This is a genomic window from Pyxidicoccus xibeiensis, from assembly GCF_024198175.1.
Lineage (GTDB): Bacteria > Myxococcota > Myxococcia > Myxococcales > Myxococcaceae > Myxococcus > Myxococcus xibeiensis.
In genome coordinates this window covers 36821-52924 of sequence record NZ_JAJVKV010000030.1, presented here as the reverse complement: position 1 = coordinate 52924, position 16104 = coordinate 36821, and the positions used below count along the sequence as shown (strand labels likewise).

The window sequence follows — 16104 nt, the reverse complement described above, 5'->3', positions numbered from 1 at the left end:
CGACGGCTCCGGCCACGCGGCCGACCGCGGCGCCTCCGCCGCCCCCGCCCGCCCGGCCGGCCGGCAGGCCGCTGCCTCCGCCTCCGCCGCCGACCCGCGTCGAGGGTCGTCCGGCGCCCGCGCCGGCTGAGCAGGCGGGCGCCGCCGAGCCGCCAACACCGCAGGTCATGGGGGCTGGTGCGAAGAAGAAGGTCGTGGTGAAGAAGAAGGCCCGCTAGAGCGCATCGCCCGCGCCAGCCTGGTGCGGGTGTGAGCAGACCAGGGGTGCCGCCATGGACGCCGAGCACAGGGTTGACGGACAGGAAGGGGCGCAGGGGAACGCGCCCGAGGGGGGCTCGTCGTCTTCCGAGCCAGCCCAGGGGCAGCCGCACTCGGGTGAGGGCGGCCACGGCGAGGGTGCGTCCGGTGAGCACCGCGCCGAGGGTGCCCCGTCTGGCGAGCACCCGCACGGCGACCCTGGCGGCGAGCACCGCGCCGAGGGTGAGCACCGTCAGGGTGAGCACGGGCACGGCGAGCACGGCGGTGAGCACCGCCAGGGTGAGCACGGCGGCGAGCACGGCCACGGCGGCGAGCACCGTGCCGAAGGTGAGCAGCACGGTGGCGAGCACCGTGCCGAAGGTGAGCAGCACGGTGGCGAGCACCGCGCCGAGGGTGCCGGCGCTCCGGCGAACGGCGGGGCGGAGCAGGGCGGTGGTGGGCCCTCTCGCGACGCCGCGTCCCAGGGTGAGTCCCAGCAGAGCGAAACCGAGCAGGGTGGAGCCCAGGTGTCCGAATCGACGGAGGACGGAGCCGAGCAGGAGGGCTCCGAGGATGAAGAGTTCCCGGAGGGGCTGTCTGCTCCGGAGGAGCGCCTGGCGGGCCGCGTCTCGCTGGCGCTGATGCCGCTGGAGAAGCTCCAGGACGACACCGCGTTCCGCCTGCGTCCCGAAGGCGACGTGTCCGGGCTGGCCACGGACATCGCGCGGCTGGGGCAGCTGTTCCCGGTGGACGTGCGTCCGGCCGGCGAGGACCGCTACCAGCTCGTCTGCGGCTTCCGTCGCGTGGCGGCGCTGCGCTTCCTCAAGCGGGACGCGGTGCAGGCGCGCGTGCACGCGCACCTGTCGGACGAGGACGCGCTCCTCATGTCCCTGGCGGACGCCATCCACGCCACGCCGGTGGAGCCGGAGGTGCTGGAGGCCAAGCGGGACCAGTTGGAGTCGGAGGGCCGGCTGAGCGCGGCCGTGCGCGACATGCTGGAGAAGGCGCTCGCCACCGAGGACTCGCTCGCGCCCGAGGGCGTGGAAGAGGAGATCGACGCGGACGAGCTGGCGCAGGACGTGTCTCAGCGGCTCGGGGCCATCAACCAGGACCTCGCGCTCCTGGCGGACGTGTTCGCGGCGCTGGACGACTCGCGCAAGGCGGAGCTCCTGATGCAGCTGCGGTATTCGTCGGAGCTGGTGGCGTACCTGGAGGGGCTGTAGACCATGGTGGATTTGCTCGCGCGCGACCGGAACCGGCTGCTGGAGCTGCTCACGGAGCGCTCCTTCGAGCGGCGGCGCGTGGTGCTCTCGTCCGGCAAGGAGTCGGACTTCTATATCGACTGCAAGCGCACGGCGCTGCTGGCCGAGGGCCACTTCCTCATCGGCCGCCTGTTCCTGCAGGCCATCCGCCGCGAGGCCCTCGAAGCGGTGGGCGTGGGCGGGCTGACGCTGGGCGCGGATCCGCTGGCCTCGGCGGTGAGCCTCACCGGCTACCTGTCGGGCCATCCGCTCGCGGCCTTCATCGTCCGCAAGGAGCCCAAGGGCCACGGCACCGGCCAGTGGATCGAAGGGCTCAGCGGGCTGGGGCAGGGCGCGGCGGTGGCCATCGTCGAGGACGTCGTCACCACGGGCGCCTCCACACTCAAGGCGATTGAGCGGGCGCAGGCGGAAGGCCTCAAGGTGCTGGGCGCCTTCGCGCTGGTGGACCGGCTGGAGGGCGGGCGCGAGGCCGTGGAGGCCGCTGGCCACCGGCTCTTCACGCTGTTCACCCGCAAGGACTTCATCCCGTGAAGAAGCCGCTCGTCACCGTGGCGCTGCTGGGCCTGCTGGCCGGCTGCGTCAACACGCCGCCCTCCGTCGGAGAGCAGGCCCCCACGCTTCCGGATGAGCAGGCGGAGCAGGCGTACCGCAACCTCCTGGAGAAGTACTCGGGCCGCGAGGAGATCTACGACGGCTTCGACACCCGCGTCTTCGCGGGCGCCACGCTGCAGACGCTGGAGTTCCGCGAGGCGCGCGTGCGGCGTCAGGCGGCCTTCCAGGTGCTGCCGGCCAACAAGGTGGAGCAGCTGCTGGCCGAGGAGCGTGCCGAGGCCGCGCAGGTTCACGAGTTCTTCCTCGGCGTCCACGTCAACGACTACAAGTACGCGGACTTCGACCTGAAGAAGACCATCTGGCGCATCGCCCTGGTGACGCCGTCGGGCGAGGTGACGCCCACGCGCATCCGCCGCATCGGCCGGGCGGACCTCGAGATGCGGGCCTACTACCCCTACACGGGCGTGTTCTGGGTGGGCTACGAGGTGCAGTTCCCCACCGCCCTCTCCACGGGCGAGCCCGTCATTCCCCCGGGCACGGCGCAGGTGGTGTTCCGCATGGCCTCGTCGCTGGGGAAGACGGACCTGACGATGTCCGCGCAGTAGCCGTCACGTCTGGCTGGGGCGCCGGAGCCACTTCTCCACGGGCGGCAGGGTGGGGCCGGCCAGCAGCCGCTCCACCAGCTCCGCGGGCGACTCACTCACCGCGAAGGGCGCGGCCTGCTCCGCCGGGACGAAGCCCTCTTCGGCCAGGTGGCGCGCCATGGCCAGCAGCGGCTGGTAGAAGCCGCGCGTGTCCAGCAGCCCCATGGGCTTGCGGTGCAGGCCCAGCTGCGCCCAGGTGACGATTTCGAAGAGCTCGTCCAGCGTGCCGTAGCCACCGGGCAGGGCGATGACGGCGTCGGAGCGCTCCGCCATCAGCGCCTTGCGCTCGTGCATGGAGTCCACCCAGAGCAGCTCCGTCAGCCCCGGGTGGGCCAGCTCCTTCGGGCCCATGAAGCCCGGCAGCACGCCCACCACCTTGCCGCCCGCGGCCAGCGCGCCGTCCGCCACCGCGCCCATCATGCCGACGCTGGCCCCGCCGTAGACGAGCGTCAGGCCGCGCCGGGCCAGCTCGGTGCCCAGGCTCCGCGCCGCGTCCAGGTACTCCGGCCGGGTGCCGGGCCGCGAGCCGCAGAACACGCAGAGGCTCCGCACTTCCATGTCACATGCCCCCGCGCCGCTCGGGGTGGGCCGCGAAGAGCACCACCACCAGGGTGAGGAAGAGGATGATGGGCAGGGCGCGCGCGTAGACCTGGCGGCCCATCCGGAGGGCCACGCCGCACGGCAGCCCGAAGAGGAACCCGCCCAGGTGGCCCGCCCAGCTCACGAAGGGCAGCAGGCTGAGGACGGCCACCTGCGCCAGCCAGATGAACAGCTCCCGCCGGCCCTCGCGCGTGGAGATGGGGAGCATGGCGCCCGCCCACCCCAGAATCATCCCCGACGCGCCCACCGTGGTGACGTCGAAGTTGAAGATGAGCGAGAACGCGGACGAGCCCAGCGCGCTGACGACGGTGAGCCCCAGGAAGCGCGCGCTGCCGATGCCCCGCTCCAGCGTGAAGCCCAGCGTCACCACCACCGACATGTTGAAGACGAGGTGGAGGATGCCTCCGTGCTCGAGCACGGCCGTCAGCATCCGCCAGTACTGGCCCGCTTGAACGAGGGGGCCGTACAGCGCCAGCGGGCCGACCTGCTCGCTCAGCAGCGTCCCGTCCGGGGCCACGAGCCCCTTCGGGATGAGCCTGAACTCCTCCGCCAGGAACATGCCCACCGCGCCCACGAGGACGGCGTAGCCCACCCACGGGCGGGGCAGGGCGGGGGCCTTCACGGGCGGGGGCGGCCCACCCGCCTCGCCACCCGGTTGCGTGGGGCCAGGGGAGTCGGGCGCATCCAGGATGCGGCGCGGGCGTGACGACATGGGCGGCTACAGCTCCCTCGAGAGGACGGTGTCCCGCAGCCAGTGGTGGTCGTCCCCGTGCGGGTAGTCCAGGGTGAAGTGCAGGCCGCGGCTCTCCTTGCGGCGGCTCGCGCAGTCGACGATGAGGTAGGCCACCTCGGCGATGTTGCGCAGCTCGATGACGTCGCGGGTCACCTTGAAGCGCCAGTAGTAGTCGCGAATCTCCTCGCGCAGGAGCTCCAGCCGGCGCCGCGCGCGCATCAGCCGCTTGTCCGTGCGGACGATGCCGACGTAGTTCCACATCAGCCGGCGAATCTCGTCCCAGTTGTGGGTGACGACGACGCTCTCGTCCGACTCCACCGCGTGGCCCGCGTCCCACGCGGGCGGGTCCTCGCGCCGGGCGGACTGGCCGGGCAGCTCGTCGGTGGCCGCCTTCACCGCACGGTGGCCGAAGACGAGCCCCTCCAGTAGCGAGTTGGACGCCAGCCGGTTGGCGCCATGCAGGCCGGTGCAGGCCACCTCGCCGATGGCGTACAGGCCCGGCACGCTGGTGCGCCCGTCCAGGTCCGTCACCACGCCGCCGCACATGTAGTGGGCCGCGGGCACCACGGGGATGGGCTGCACGGCCATGTCGATGTTGAAGGCCTTGCAGGTGGCGTAGATGTTGGGGAAGCGCTCGGTGAGGAAGGCGCGCCCCAGGTGCGTCATATCCAGGTAGACGCACTCGTCGCCGGTGCGCTTGAGCTCCGCGTCGATGGCGCGCGCCACCACGTCACGCGGGGCCAGCGCACCCAGCGGGTGGTAGCGCTCCATGAAGGTGGCGCCGCCCTTGAGCCGCAGCTTGCCGCCCTCGCCACGCAGCGCCTCGCTGATGAGGAAGCTCTTGGCCTCCGGGTGGTACAGGCAGGTGGGGTGGAACTGGTAGAACTCCATGTTCGCCACCTTGGCGCCCGCGCGGTACGCCATGGCCACGCCGTCGCCCGTGGCCACGTCCGGGTTGGACGTGTACAGGTACACCTTGCCCGCGCCGCCGGTGGCCAGCACCGTCACCTTCGCCAGGAAGCGCTCGATGTCGCCGGTGTCCAGCAGCGCGTACACGCCCAGGCACCGGCTGGAGGCGGGGTTGGGCATCCGCCGGTCCAGGATGAGGTCGATGGCGGCGGTGTGCGGGAAGAAGGTGATGTTGGGCGACGCGTCGCACGCGGCCAGCAGCGCGCGCTGCACCTCGCGGCCGGTGATGTCCCCCGAGTGGATGATGCGCCGGGCGGAGTGGCCTCCCTCCCGCGTCAGGTCGAACTCGCCGGAGACGTGCCGGTTGAAGTCCGCGCCCAGGTCCACCAGCTCGCGCACGCGCCCGGGGCCCTCCTTCACCGTGACTTCCACCGCGTCCCGGTGGCACAGCCCCGCACCCGCCACGAGGGTGTCCTCGATGTGGGCGTCGAACGAGTCCGTGGGGGCCAGCACGCTGGCGATACCGCCCTGGGCATAGGCGGTATTGCTCTCGCCGCGCTCGCGCTTCGCGAGGACGGCCACCGTGCCATGCCGGGCCGCCTGGAGGGCGAACGAGAGACCCGCCACGCCGCTCCCGAGGACGAGAAAGTCGAACCGATGGGGCATGGTGGACAGCCTTAATGGCGGTAAGTGCCGGAAACAAGGCGTTTTCTTGAGGACTTTCCGGCGCTTGTCTAAGGTTCGAGGGCCGATATGCGTGCCCTCCCCGCGCTCCTTGCCTCCATCCTGATGGCCCTGCCGCTGACGGCGGGTGCCGCCGAGTCCATCTATCGCTACGTGGAGAAGGACGGGACCATCGTCTACACGAACGTGCCGCCGGCCGGCACGAAGCGGGCGAAGCAGATGAAGGGCGGGTTCGCCAAGGCACCGGCGACGAGCGCGCCGGTGGTGGGGCGCAAGCGCACGCCGCCGGAGCTGGACCCGCACATCGTGGCCGCGGCGCACCGCTACCGGATTCCCACGGCGCTGGTGCGCGCCATCATGCACACGGAGAGCAACTTCAACCCGAATGCGCTCAGCCACAAGGGCGCCAGCGGGCTGATGCAGCTCATGCCGGCCACCGCGTCGGACATGTACGTGAAGGACATCTTCAACGAGCGCGACAACATCGAGGGCGGGGTGCGCTACCTGCGCGTGCTCGCCAACATGTTCGAAGGCGACATGGTGAAGATGGTCGCCGCGTACAATGCCGGCCCGGAGGCCGTGAAGCGCTACGGCGGCAAGGTGCCCCCCTACGAAGAGACGCAGGGGTACGTGCGCAAGGTGCTCCAGCTCTACTACCACTACAAGGAGCGCGAGCGGACCGTCGAGAGCGGACCCCGCGAGCCCACATCCCAGAATGACGACGCGCGCGAAGGGGCGGGGGGAGAAGAGCCCCGCTGACGACGAGTTCATCCAGCAGATCTCCCGCGGTGGCGAGCTGCTGGCCGCCAACAAGGTCATCGAGGCGAAGGAGTTCCTGGAGCGCGCCCACCAGCTCCAGCCCCGCAACGAGAAGGCTCAGAACCTCCTGGGGCTCTGCTACTTCAAGCTCGGCCTGTTCGACCGGGCGGCGGAGCTCTACGAGATGCTGGTGCGCGACAACCCGGTGGACCCGACACTGCGGGTCAACCTGGGGCTCGTGTACCTCAAGACGAACGCGCTCCAGCGCGCCGCGCGCGAGTTCGAGACGGCCACCGACCTGGCCCCCGAGCACCAGAAGGCGCAGAACTACCTGGGCCTGACGCTGGCCCAGATGGGCGAGTACGGCCGCGCGCGCGAGCACTTCGTCCTGGCCGGCAGTGACGCCATGGCGGAGAAGATGACCCGCGCCATCGCCGGCGAGGGCTACTCCCGGTCCGCGCCCACGCCCGCCGCGCCCACCCGGGCCCGGGGCGGCGCGGAGCTGGAGGCTGGCGAACCGATGGCCACGGCCACGACTCCGCCCCCCGTGCCGCCGCGTGCGCAGGGGCGGTTCGGCGCGGCCTCCGAGGGCGACTGGGGGGCGCAGTTCGGCCTGGAGGGCGAGAAGCCGGCGTCCCCCGCCGCGGCTCCGGCTCCCGCGCCAGAAGAGGAGGAGATCCGCCTCGCCGAGGACGAGGGTCCCAGCTCCCTGTCCTCCGCGGAGGAGCTGCCGGTGCTCACGGCCACGCCCGAGGACGCGGAGGAGCTGGCCATGGAGGCCCAGCACGAGCCTCCTCCGGACTCCACCTTCGAGGAGACGTCCGCGGCGCTCGCGGCCAGCACGCCGCTGACGCCGGTGCCGGTGTCGCGGCTGAAGCTGGAGAAGGTCGCGGCGAAGTCCGGCGGAGGGGTGTACCGGACGGCGACCCCGGCCCCGGCGGAGGCTCCGGCCGAGCCGCCCGCGGTGGCCGAGGCGGCGGCGCCGCAGGCGGGGCAGGCGGGCACGGCGTGGGCTCCGGATGCCTCCGTCCCACCGCTGTCCGAGCTGGCGCCCGCGGTGGCACTGGCGGGCGCGGACCCGGCGCACCCGTTCCTCCTGGGGCATGGCAGCTTCTCGGTGGCGGTGGCGGGCGAGCTGCTCACGCGGCTGGACGGGATGGTGGCCTTCAGCGGCCAGCTCGCGTTCCAGCCGGAGATGAAGCGCTTCCGGGGCCGCGCCACGGACAAGGCCTTTGGCGAGGGCCCGGCGCGGATGGTGCGCGCGAAGGGCCGGGGCATCCTCTATATCGAACCGTCCGAGCGCCGCACCTTCCTGGCGGTGGACCTGGGCGAGGACTCCGCGTACTTCCGCGACGAGTGCGTCTTCGCCTTCGAGGAGCCGGTGATGTTCGAGAACGGACGCGTGCCGTCGGACATCGCCCCGGACCTGGACCTGGTCCACCTGCGAGGGCAGGGGCGGGTGCTGTTGAGCCTTCCCGGGCCGCTGCGCTCGGTGCCAGTGCGCATGGAGGAGCCCGTCACCGTCCCCCTGACACACCTGGTGGGCTGGCAGGGCAACCTCACGCCCCGCGTCGTGCCCCTGCTCAAGTCACCCACCGGTGAAGTCCTCCGGACGGCAGTGGAGCTGGGCGGTGAAGGTTTTGCCCTCATCGCCCTCGGTGTCCGCTAGAAGGTGCCCTCCATGGCCACGGACCGAGCGACCCGGAAGAGGCTGAAGCGGGAGGAGCGGGAGCGCCGCCGAGCGGAGCGCAAGCCCAGCATCCTGGTGCAGGAGTTCTGGAACCTCCCCAACATGCTCACGCTGGGGCGCATCCTCCTCATCCCCCTCTTCGTCTGGCTGACCTACGACGCCGACCCCCTCAACTCGCTGTGGGCGGGGCTGGTGTTCGCCGTGGCCTCCATCACCGACGTGATTGACGGCTACCTGGCGCGCAAGTGGAACCTCATCACCGTGGTCGGCAAGTTCATGGACCCGCTCGCCGACAAGCTCATCGCCATGGCCGCCCTGGTGATGATGGTCCGGCTGGGCCGCATCGCCGCGTGGGTCGTCATCGTCCTGCTCGCGCGCGAGTTCATCGTCAGCGGCCTGCGCACCATCGCCGCCAGCGAGGGCATGGTCATCGCCGCCGGCCAGGAGGGGAAGTGGAAGACGTCCCTCCAGCTCGTGGGCATCATTTCACTCTGCGTCCACTACGTGCACCCACTGGAGGTGGGCACCTTCTCCGTGCCCGTGGACTACAACCTCGTGGGCAAGGTGTTGGTCTACCTGTCGGGCGCCTTTTCGGTGTGGAGCGCGGTGGTCTACTTCCGTGCGTTCCTCGCCATGCTCGCGAAGCGGGGTGGCGAGCCGAGCGGTGCGAAAAGTGTTTGACGGGTCCGGAAGGGCTCTGTATATCCAGCCTCACTTTCGGCGCGGCGCTGAAGCGGCGGCGGAAACGAAGCAGCGGTACCTGATGCGGGAATAGCTCAGCGGTAGAGCATCGCCTTGCCAAGGCGAGGGTCGAGGGTTCAAATCCCTTTTCCCGCTCCAGACGAAAGGCCTCCTGGGAAACCAGGGGGCCTTTTTCTTTTTCCGGCCTCGCATCTCCCTGCTCGCGTGCGGCCCGGTCCGCGCCCGTCCGGCGGCTGCGAGTCGCTCGGGTGCCGGGCCCGCGCTGACGCCTGCTTCCAGGGCGGGCGCTCCTCTTGAAACATCATGAAGTGCGGCTCGGCAGAGGGGGCAGGTTGCTCCGAGGGCGGACGGTCATCCGTGCGCACTCGGGGATGCTCTCCGCCGCACCGGGCTGCCTCACATCCGGCGCAAGCCCTGCTATATGAAGGGCCCCCTCATGATTCGCCTCGTCCGTGAGCTGTACCAGTATCGGGGCCTGCTGCTCAGCCTCGTCCAGCGCGAGCTGAAGGCGCGCTACCGTGGCTCGTTCCTCGGGTTCCTCTGGACGTTCCTGAACCCGACCCTGCACATGCTGGTGTACGCGCTGCTCTTCACCGTGGTGATGCGGCAGAACACGCCCAACTACGCCTTCTTCATGTTCGTGGGCCTGCTGCCCTGGATGTGGTTCTCCAGCTCCGTCAGCGGCGGGGCGAGCGCCATCAGCGACCGGAGAGACCTCATGACCAAGGTCCGCTTCCCGGCCCAGGTGCTCCCCACCACGGTGGTGGTGACGAACCTCTGCAACTACATGCTGTCGCTGCCGCTGATGCTGGGGCTGGGCCTCATCTACGGGCAGTGGCCCACCTGGCACATCATCGTCTTCCCGCTGCTGGTCCTCATCCAGCTCACCTTCACGCTGGCGCTGACGTACATCCTGGCCGCCATCAACGTGACGTTCAGGGACCTGCAGCACATCGTCAACAACCTGCTGACGATGTGGTTCTTCGCCACCCCGGTGCTGTACCAGCTCACCACCTTCCAGGATGAGAAGGTCCGCTCGCTCATCATGCTCTTCAATCCCATGGCGAGCCTCATCACGTCGTACCAGGCCATCTTCTATGAGCACCGCCTCCCGGACGCAGGGCCGCTGCTGGCGCTGGGCGCCTTCTCGGCGGCGCTGCTGTGGGGCGCCTCGATGATCTTCGAAGCCCGCCGCGAGGAATTCGCGGAGTCCATCTGAGCCGACGCCATGCAGGAACCCATGGACGCCATTGTCATGCAGGACGTCGTGAAGAGCTTCCGGAAGCGGACCATCCGGGGCGAGTACACGACGTTCAAGTCCGAGCTGCTCCGCTGGCTGCGAGGCAAGCGTCAGGCCCGTGAGGCCGGGCTCATCACCGCGCTGCGTGGCATCACCCTCACCATCCCCAAGGGCAAGACGGTCGGCATCATCGGGCGGAACGGCTCGGGCAAGAGCACGCTGCTCAAGCTCATCACCGGCATCTACACGCCCACCTCCGGCCTGTTGCAGATCAACGGCCGCATCTCCGCGCTGCTGGACCTGGGCGCGGGCTTCCACCCGGACTTCTCCGGGCGGGAGAACATCCTCATCAACGGCATCATCCTCGGAATGTCGCGCGCGGAAGTGCGGGCCCGGATGGATGAAATCATCGCCTTCAGCGAGCTGGGCGAGTTCATCGACGAGCCGGTGCGCACCTACTCCAGCGGCATGTACATGCGCCTGGCCTTCGCGGTGGCCACGCACGTGGACCCGGACATCCTCATCATCGACGAGATTCTCGCCGTGGGCGACGAGCACTTCAGCAAGAAGAGCCTCGCCAAGATGATGGAGTTCAAGAACTCGGGGAAGACCATCGTCCTCGTGACGCATGACCTGAACGCGGTGGACCGCTGGTGTGACCTGGCGGCATGGATTGACGGCGGGTACATCCGCCGGGTGGGCCGTCCCGCGGACGTGACGGCCGAGTACCGGCAGGCCACGGCCCTGGCCGAGTCCCAGTCCCAGGCCTTCACCCCGCCGGCCCTCACCGAGGGTGGTGGCGCGCTGCCGCAGGTGCCCGGCCCGGCGGCGGAGCTGCCTTCGTCCACCTCGCCCGTGCGGCTGACCGGGCTGCGCCTGGTGTCGTCCACCGGGGCGGATGCTCCGCTGTCGCCGGAGACTCCGGTCGAGGTCTGCGTGGACTTCTCCTCGGAGGGGCAGTGCGAGGACGTGGAGTTCGAGGTCTCGCTCCAGGCCGCGGATGGCCGGCCGCTGTACGAGACGAGCACGCGCATGGAGGAGGTGGAGGTGCCCCGGCAGCTCCCTTCCGAGGGCCGCGTGCGCTTCGTCATGGATCGGCTGGGGCTGCTGTCGGGTGAATACGTGCTGCAGGTGAAGGCGCACTCGCCGGGAGGCGGCACCGCCACGGCGCGCCTCACCTTCCAGGTGTTCTCCTCCGTCGCGGAGCGGGGCGTGTTCCGCCCGGCACACCGCTGGGTGGTGGAGGCCTCGCCGGTGTCGCAGCCGGTGGTGGCGTCGCTGGCGAGCGGCGTCGCGAGCGGCCGGTAGCGGCCCCCGAGCCACCGGCGGCTCGGACGTTGCGGGCCGCTCGGACGGCCCGTCCCGCACGCGAAACAGAGAGGCGGTAGCGCTGTGAAGACAGGGCTGGGGAAGCTCGCCGGGGACGGGGTGGTGCCGGATGCGGCGCCGGGCGCGGGAGACCTGGCGCGGATGGTGGCCGTGGTGCGCGTGCTGCTGGACGAGCGGCGCCCCTACCTGCCCGAGCGGTGCGAAGAGGTGTCCGCGCTGGAGGCAACGCTCCAGTTGCTGACGGAGCAGCTCCACCGGGCCCGGCCCGAGGGCTCGCTCGCGCTCACGCCCCTGAAAGAGGCCGCGCGGCTGGCGGTGCCGTATGACTTCGAGGTGCCGGAGTCGCACCGCAGCGCCCTCAAGGGGCGGGTGGTGACGGCCACCAAGCGCGCCTTCATCGAGGGACTTCAGCCCTTCCACGAGGAGTCGCTGCGCCCGCAGGCGGAGTTCAACGCGGCGGTGGTGCGGGTGCTGGAGCAGCTCTCCGTGCACCGGAGCCTGGGCCTGCGCGAGGACCTCTCCGGCCAGGTGCGCTCGCAGCTCGAGTCGAAGGTAGACCCCACGCGCTGGAAGGCGCTCCGCTCGCGGGGGCAGGGGGCGCTGGGCGCGGTGGTGGATGCGGCGAAGCGCTCCTATCTCTCCGCCGTGGGGCCGGTGCTGGAGGCGCTGCTGCGCGGCCAGGCGGAGTGGAACGCGGCCATGGTGGAGGCACTCGTGGCCGCCGCCGCGCCTCGTCCTCCCTCAGAGGCCGAGGCCGCGAAGTCGGTGGCGGGCCTTGTCGGGCGCAATGACCCGCTGCGGGCGGACGCGCTGCCCCGGGCCCTGCGGGCGGGCTCGCCCTTCTGGACGGAGCTGCTGCGCCGGCAGACGCGCTTCAACGAGCAGGCGGTGCTGGCGCTGGCCGGCATCCTGGGCACGCGCACGCCGCCGCCCCGGCCGCCGGAGCTGGGGGACTTCGAGGCGTGGTGCGCGCGGCGCGAGCCCGGGGACCTCTCCGCCGCTCGTGAGGCGGTGGCGCGGCTGGAGTCGAGGCCGCTCGTGTCACTCGTCACGGCGGTTCGCGACTCGCCCGAGGCGTTGCTGCGGGCGAGCCTCGCCTCCGTGGAGGCCCAGGTGTATCCCGCGTGGGAGTGGCTGCTGGAGCTGGACGCCAGCACCGCCCCGCCCGTGGCCGCCCTGCTGCGCGCAGCCGCCGCGCGCGACCCGCGCATCCGTCTGGAGAGTCCCGCCGCCGCGCGCGGTGAGTGGGTGGGCTTCCTGGCCGCCGGAGACACGCTGGCCTCGCATGCGGTGGCGGAGGTGGTGCTCGCGGCGGAGCCGTCGCTGGATGTCCTCTACAGCGACGAGGACCGGCTGGACGCACAGGGCCGCCGCACCGCGCCCTTCTTCAAGCCGGACTGGTCTCCGGACCTGCTGCGCTCGGTCGACTACGTCGGCGGCTTCCTGGTGGCGCGGCGCCGCGTGCTGGAGGCCACGGGGGGCCTGCGCGCGCGGGACTACGAGCTGGTGCTGCGGCTGAGCGAGGCCACGCGCGGCATCGGCCATGTGCCGAAGCTGCTGTACCACGGGCGTAGCACCCCGCTTGCGACCGATGGCGTGCGCGCCCTGCGCGAGCACCTGGCGCGCACCGGCGAGTCCGCCGAGGTGACGAGCCCCGCGCCCGGTGAGTACCGCGTGCGCTACCCGGTGAAGGGGACGCCGAAGGTCTCCATCATCGTCCCGTTCAAGGACCGGCCCGACCTGCTGGAGCTGCTGCTGCCCGGCCTGCTGGAGCGGACGACGTACCGGAACTTCGAGGTGCTGCTGGTCTCCAACAACAGCACGAAGCCGGAGACCTTCGCCCTGCTGGAGCGGCTGACGGACCCGCGGCTGGTGAAGCTGACGTGGGACTTCCCCTTCAACTACCCGGCCATCAACAACTGGGCGGCGAAGCAGGCCACGGGCGAGCTGCTGCTCTTCCTCAACAACGACATGGAGGTGGTGGACCCGGGCTGGCTGGAGGAGCTGGTGTCGCAGGCCCAGCGGCCCGAGGTGGGCGCCGTGGGCTGCAAGCTGCTCTTCCCCGAGGGCACCGTGCAGCACGCGGGCGTCGTGGTGGGTATCACCGGCATGGCGGGCCACCCGTTCTGGCGCCTGCCGGAAGGGCCCATCTCCACGCCCTTCGGTCACGCGGAGTGGACGCGCAACTGGCTGTCCGTCACCAGCGCGTGCGTCATCTTCCGCCGCGACGTCTTCGAGGCGCTGAAGGGCTTCGACGAGCGCTTCCAGGTGTGCGGCAGCGACATCGACATCGGCCTGCGGCTGCGCCAGCGCGGCCTGCGCGTGGTGTACACGCCGCACGCGCGCCTCATCCACCACGAGTCCGCCAGCCGCCGCGCCGACGCCGTCCCCGAGGCCGACTACTGGTGGTCCTACGTGGCCTACCGCCCCTGGCTGGGGGCGAAGGGCGACCCCTTCTACAACCCCAACCTCACCCTCCTGGGCACCGACTGCGCCCTGCGCCACCACGCCGAGGACGGGGAGACGCTGGCCGTGCGCACGCTGTCCCGCGACGTGCCCAGCGCGCAGGACCCGGTGATGGAGGCGCGCGCCCGGGCGCAGCGCCACCTCGTGGAGCACCTGGACGCGCTGGACTTCACGCCGGAGCAGGCGAGGGCGGCGCGCGAGTCGGCCCCGGCCGCGCTGGCGGCCCTGCGCTCGCGAGGGAAGGTGGAGACGGCCACGTGGCTGGTGCCCGCCTTCACCCACGTCTCCGAGGCGCTGCGCATCGTCTTCCACCTCGCGGACCTGCTGCACCGGCGCCACGGCGTGCGCAGCGACTTCGTCGTCCTCGACGGAGCCGGCGCCAGCGCCCGCGACTTCGAGTCACGCGCGGCCACGGTGTTCCCGGAAGCGACGGGTAGGTTTCGCGTGCTGTCCGGGCCCCAGGCGGTGGCGGAGCTGCCCGCGTGTGACCTGGCCATCGCCACGGACTGGACGTCCGCGTACGCGGTGGCGCGCCACCCGGGGGCCACGGTGCGCGCGTGGTTCGTCACGGACGACGCGCCGCTGTCCCTCGCGGCGGGCACCCGGCGGACCCTGGCGGAGCAGGCGTATGCGCTGGGCCTCCACGGCCTCTTCCTCACCCCGGGCTTGCGGGACGCGGTGAAGGCGCGGCACGGCATGGACGGGTTCGCCTTCGAGCCCGTGGTGGACGAGGCGCTCTTCCATGCGCGGCGGCCGGAGCGGAAGGGGCCGGTGCGCGTCTTCTTCCACGGGCGGCCGGACGACGAGCGCAGCGGCTTCGAGCTGGGCCTGGCGACGCTCACGCGGCTGAAGCGCGAGCTGGGGCCCGCGGTGGAAGTCCTCACCGCCGGCGCCGAGTGGAACCCCGAGTCGTACGGCGTGCGCGGCCTGGTGACGAACCTGGGCGTGCTGCCCGCGGAGCGCGCCGCCGCGCTGTACCGCGAGTGCGACGTGGCGCTGTGCCTCACGTTCCCTGGCAGCTCCGTCTTCCATCCGCTGGAGCTGATGGCCAGCGGGGTGGCGGTGGTGGCGCACGAGGACGCGGCGACCCGCTGGCTCTTCCGGGACGGGGAGAACTGCCTGGTGGCGGCGCCGACGCCAGGGGCCCTGGTTGCGCAGCTTCGTCGCGCGGTGGGCGACGCAGCCCTGCGCACACGCCTGGGCGCGGCTTCCGCCACGCATGCGCGGCGCACTCCCTGGGACGCGCAGGTGGATCGGATGATGCAAGGCCTGCTGGGCCGCGCCGCATCAACCTCCGGCGCGGCCTGAGACCAGTCGGGGACGGCTCTTGGAGTGCCAGCCCCTTGTGCAACGGAATGCACATGAAGTCGGGGACGGTCCTTGGCGTGTCAGCCCCTTGCGCAACGGAATACACATGAACGTAGGACATGGACTGCGATCGCTCTGGAGCGCCACGCTCGTGGCGTGCCTGGGCACCGGCTGTAGCGAGCAGAAGACACCGGAGGCCGCTCGGATAGAGGACTCCCGCGGGGAGACCTCCGCTCCGCTCCTGGGCACGCCGTCCCAGGTGAAGGACCTGAACCCCGGCTCGCAGCCCGACAACTTCCTGCACCCCGCGGGGTTCTTCATCGAGCTGGGCAACACGGTCCTCTTCGCGGCCACCGACAAGGTCCACGGCCGGGAGCTGTGGCGGACGGACGGCACCGCGGCGGGCACCTCGCTGGTGCTCGACCTGTTTCCGGGGCCGACAGGCTCGGACCCGTCCAACGCGGTAGTCATGAACGGGCGCGTGTACTTCCTCGCGGGCGCCACGGGGAACGGTGTCTATCAGGACGGCCTGTGGAGCACCGACGGCACGACCCAGGGGACGCGGCTGGTGAAGCCACTCCATGCCGACGGGACCTTCCTGACGCAGCGCAATGGCGCGCTGTTCCTCGGAACGACCGACCCGGCGCGCACCAGCGCGGGCTTCGCCCTGTGGCGCAGCGACGGCACTCCGGACGGCACGGTGCTGCTGCACTCGGAGCAGGTCGAGACAGGAGTCGTCGGTGGCCATTCCGCCGCGTGGGTCGGGGACACGCTCGTCTTCACCTCGGCGGGAGCCACCCAGGGCCTGTCCCTCTGGAAGACCGACGGCACCACGGAGGGCACCGTGTTGCTGAGCGACCCCGTGCCGGGCTTCGACTTCAACTTCGTGGGAGGACTCATCGAGTGTGGCGGGAAGGCCCTGTACACGGCGCAGCTCGGTGAGAACGTCCACGCGCTGTGAAGGACGGACGGCACCTCGGCAGGGACCT

The 16104-nt window shown here is 71.2% G+C and carries 13 protein-coding genes, 1 tRNA gene and 1 pseudogene; 12 read left to right on the top strand and 3 right to left on the bottom strand.

The genetic code is table 11. The annotated features are described in order from the left end of the window. The 4 genes and pseudogenes from LXT23_RS48800 to LXT23_RS48785 form a co-directional block, all read left to right on the top strand. Positions 1 to 218 (top strand): annotated as a pseudogene (locus LXT23_RS48800) (polymer-forming cytoskeletal protein); the annotation flags it as partial. Between the two features lie 54 nt (positions 219 to 272). Continuing rightward, on the top strand, positions 273 to 1460 hold the full coding sequence (locus LXT23_RS48795) for a ParB/RepB/Spo0J family partition protein (RefSeq protein WP_253987427.1): 1188 nt from the start codon (positions 273 to 275) through the stop codon (positions 1458 to 1460). A 3-nt stretch (positions 1461 to 1463) separates the two neighbouring features. Further along, positions 1464 to 2030 (top strand): orotate phosphoribosyltransferase, encoded by a 567-nt coding sequence (gene pyrE / locus LXT23_RS48790; protein ID WP_253987426.1) that lies wholly within the window; start codon positions 1464 to 1466, stop codon positions 2028 to 2030. Beyond that, complete coding sequence (locus tag LXT23_RS48785; RefSeq protein ID WP_253987425.1) at positions 2027 to 2656, top strand: hypothetical protein; 630 nt, start codon at positions 2027 to 2029, stop codon at positions 2654 to 2656. Before pyrE ends, LXT23_RS48785 begins: the two co-directional genes overlap by 4 nt. Before the next feature lie 3 nt (positions 2657 to 2659). On the opposite strand, the gene LXT23_RS48780 is transcribed toward LXT23_RS48785, so the two are convergent. The 3 genes from LXT23_RS48780 to nadB are packed head-to-tail and all read right to left on the bottom strand — an operon-like array spanning position 2660 to position 5603. Beyond that, complete coding sequence (locus LXT23_RS48780) at positions 2660 to 3253, bottom strand: LOG family protein (protein ID WP_253987424.1); 594 nt, start codon at positions 3251 to 3253, stop codon at positions 2660 to 2662. A 1-nt stretch (position 3254) separates the two neighbouring features. After that, complete coding sequence (locus LXT23_RS48775) at positions 3255 to 4007, bottom strand: rhomboid family intramembrane serine protease (RefSeq protein WP_253987423.1); 753 nt, start codon at positions 4005 to 4007, stop codon at positions 3255 to 3257. A gap of 6 nt (positions 4008 to 4013) precedes the next feature. Beyond that, a complete protein-coding gene (gene nadB, locus LXT23_RS48770; protein ID WP_253987422.1) occupies positions 4014 to 5603 on the bottom strand; it encodes an L-aspartate oxidase in 1590 nt (529 codons plus the stop codon). 87 nt (positions 5604 to 5690) lie between these two features. On the opposite strand from nadB, the gene LXT23_RS48765 reads away from it, so the two are divergent. The 8 genes from LXT23_RS48765 (at position 5691) to LXT23_RS48730 (ending at position 16076) form a co-directional block, all read left to right on the top strand. Further along, complete coding sequence (locus LXT23_RS48765; RefSeq protein WP_253987421.1) at positions 5691 to 6380, top strand: lytic transglycosylase domain-containing protein; 690 nt, start codon at positions 5691 to 5693, stop codon at positions 6378 to 6380. Next, on the top strand, positions 6337 to 8049 hold the full coding sequence (locus LXT23_RS48760; RefSeq protein WP_253987420.1) for a tetratricopeptide repeat protein: 1713 nt from the start codon (positions 6337 to 6339) through the stop codon (positions 8047 to 8049). The genes LXT23_RS48765 and LXT23_RS48760 overlap by 44 nt, the downstream gene beginning before the upstream one ends. A gap of 12 nt (positions 8050 to 8061) precedes the next feature. Further along, positions 8062 to 8751, top strand: a complete 690-nt coding sequence (gene pgsA, locus LXT23_RS48755) for a CDP-diacylglycerol--glycerol-3-phosphate 3-phosphatidyltransferase (RefSeq protein ID WP_253987419.1) — start codon at positions 8062 to 8064, stop codon at positions 8749 to 8751. A gap of 84 nt (positions 8752 to 8835) precedes the next feature. Beyond that, positions 8836 to 8910 (top strand) — tRNA-Gly (locus tag LXT23_RS48750). Between the two features lie 298 nt (positions 8911 to 9208). Then, positions 9209 to 9991, top strand: a complete 783-nt coding sequence (locus LXT23_RS48745; protein WP_253987418.1) for an ABC transporter permease — start codon at positions 9209 to 9211, stop codon at positions 9989 to 9991. Positions 9992 to 10000: 9 nt separating this feature from the next. Continuing rightward, positions 10001 to 11320, top strand: a complete 1320-nt coding sequence (locus LXT23_RS48740; RefSeq protein ID WP_253987417.1) for an ABC transporter ATP-binding protein — start codon at positions 10001 to 10003, stop codon at positions 11318 to 11320. Positions 11321 to 11404: 84 nt separating this feature from the next. Next, a complete protein-coding gene (locus LXT23_RS48735) occupies positions 11405 to 15115 on the top strand; it encodes a rhamnosyltransferase WsaF family glycosyltransferase (protein WP_323379176.1) in 3711 nt (1236 codons plus the stop codon). A 106-nt stretch (positions 15116 to 15221) separates the two neighbouring features. Continuing rightward, the gene (locus tag LXT23_RS48730; RefSeq protein WP_253987416.1) at positions 15222 to 16076 is read left to right on the top strand and encodes an ELWxxDGT repeat protein; all 855 of its coding nucleotides are present in this window, start codon (positions 15222 to 15224) and stop codon (positions 16074 to 16076) included. Positions 16077 to 16104: the final 28 nt, after the last annotated feature.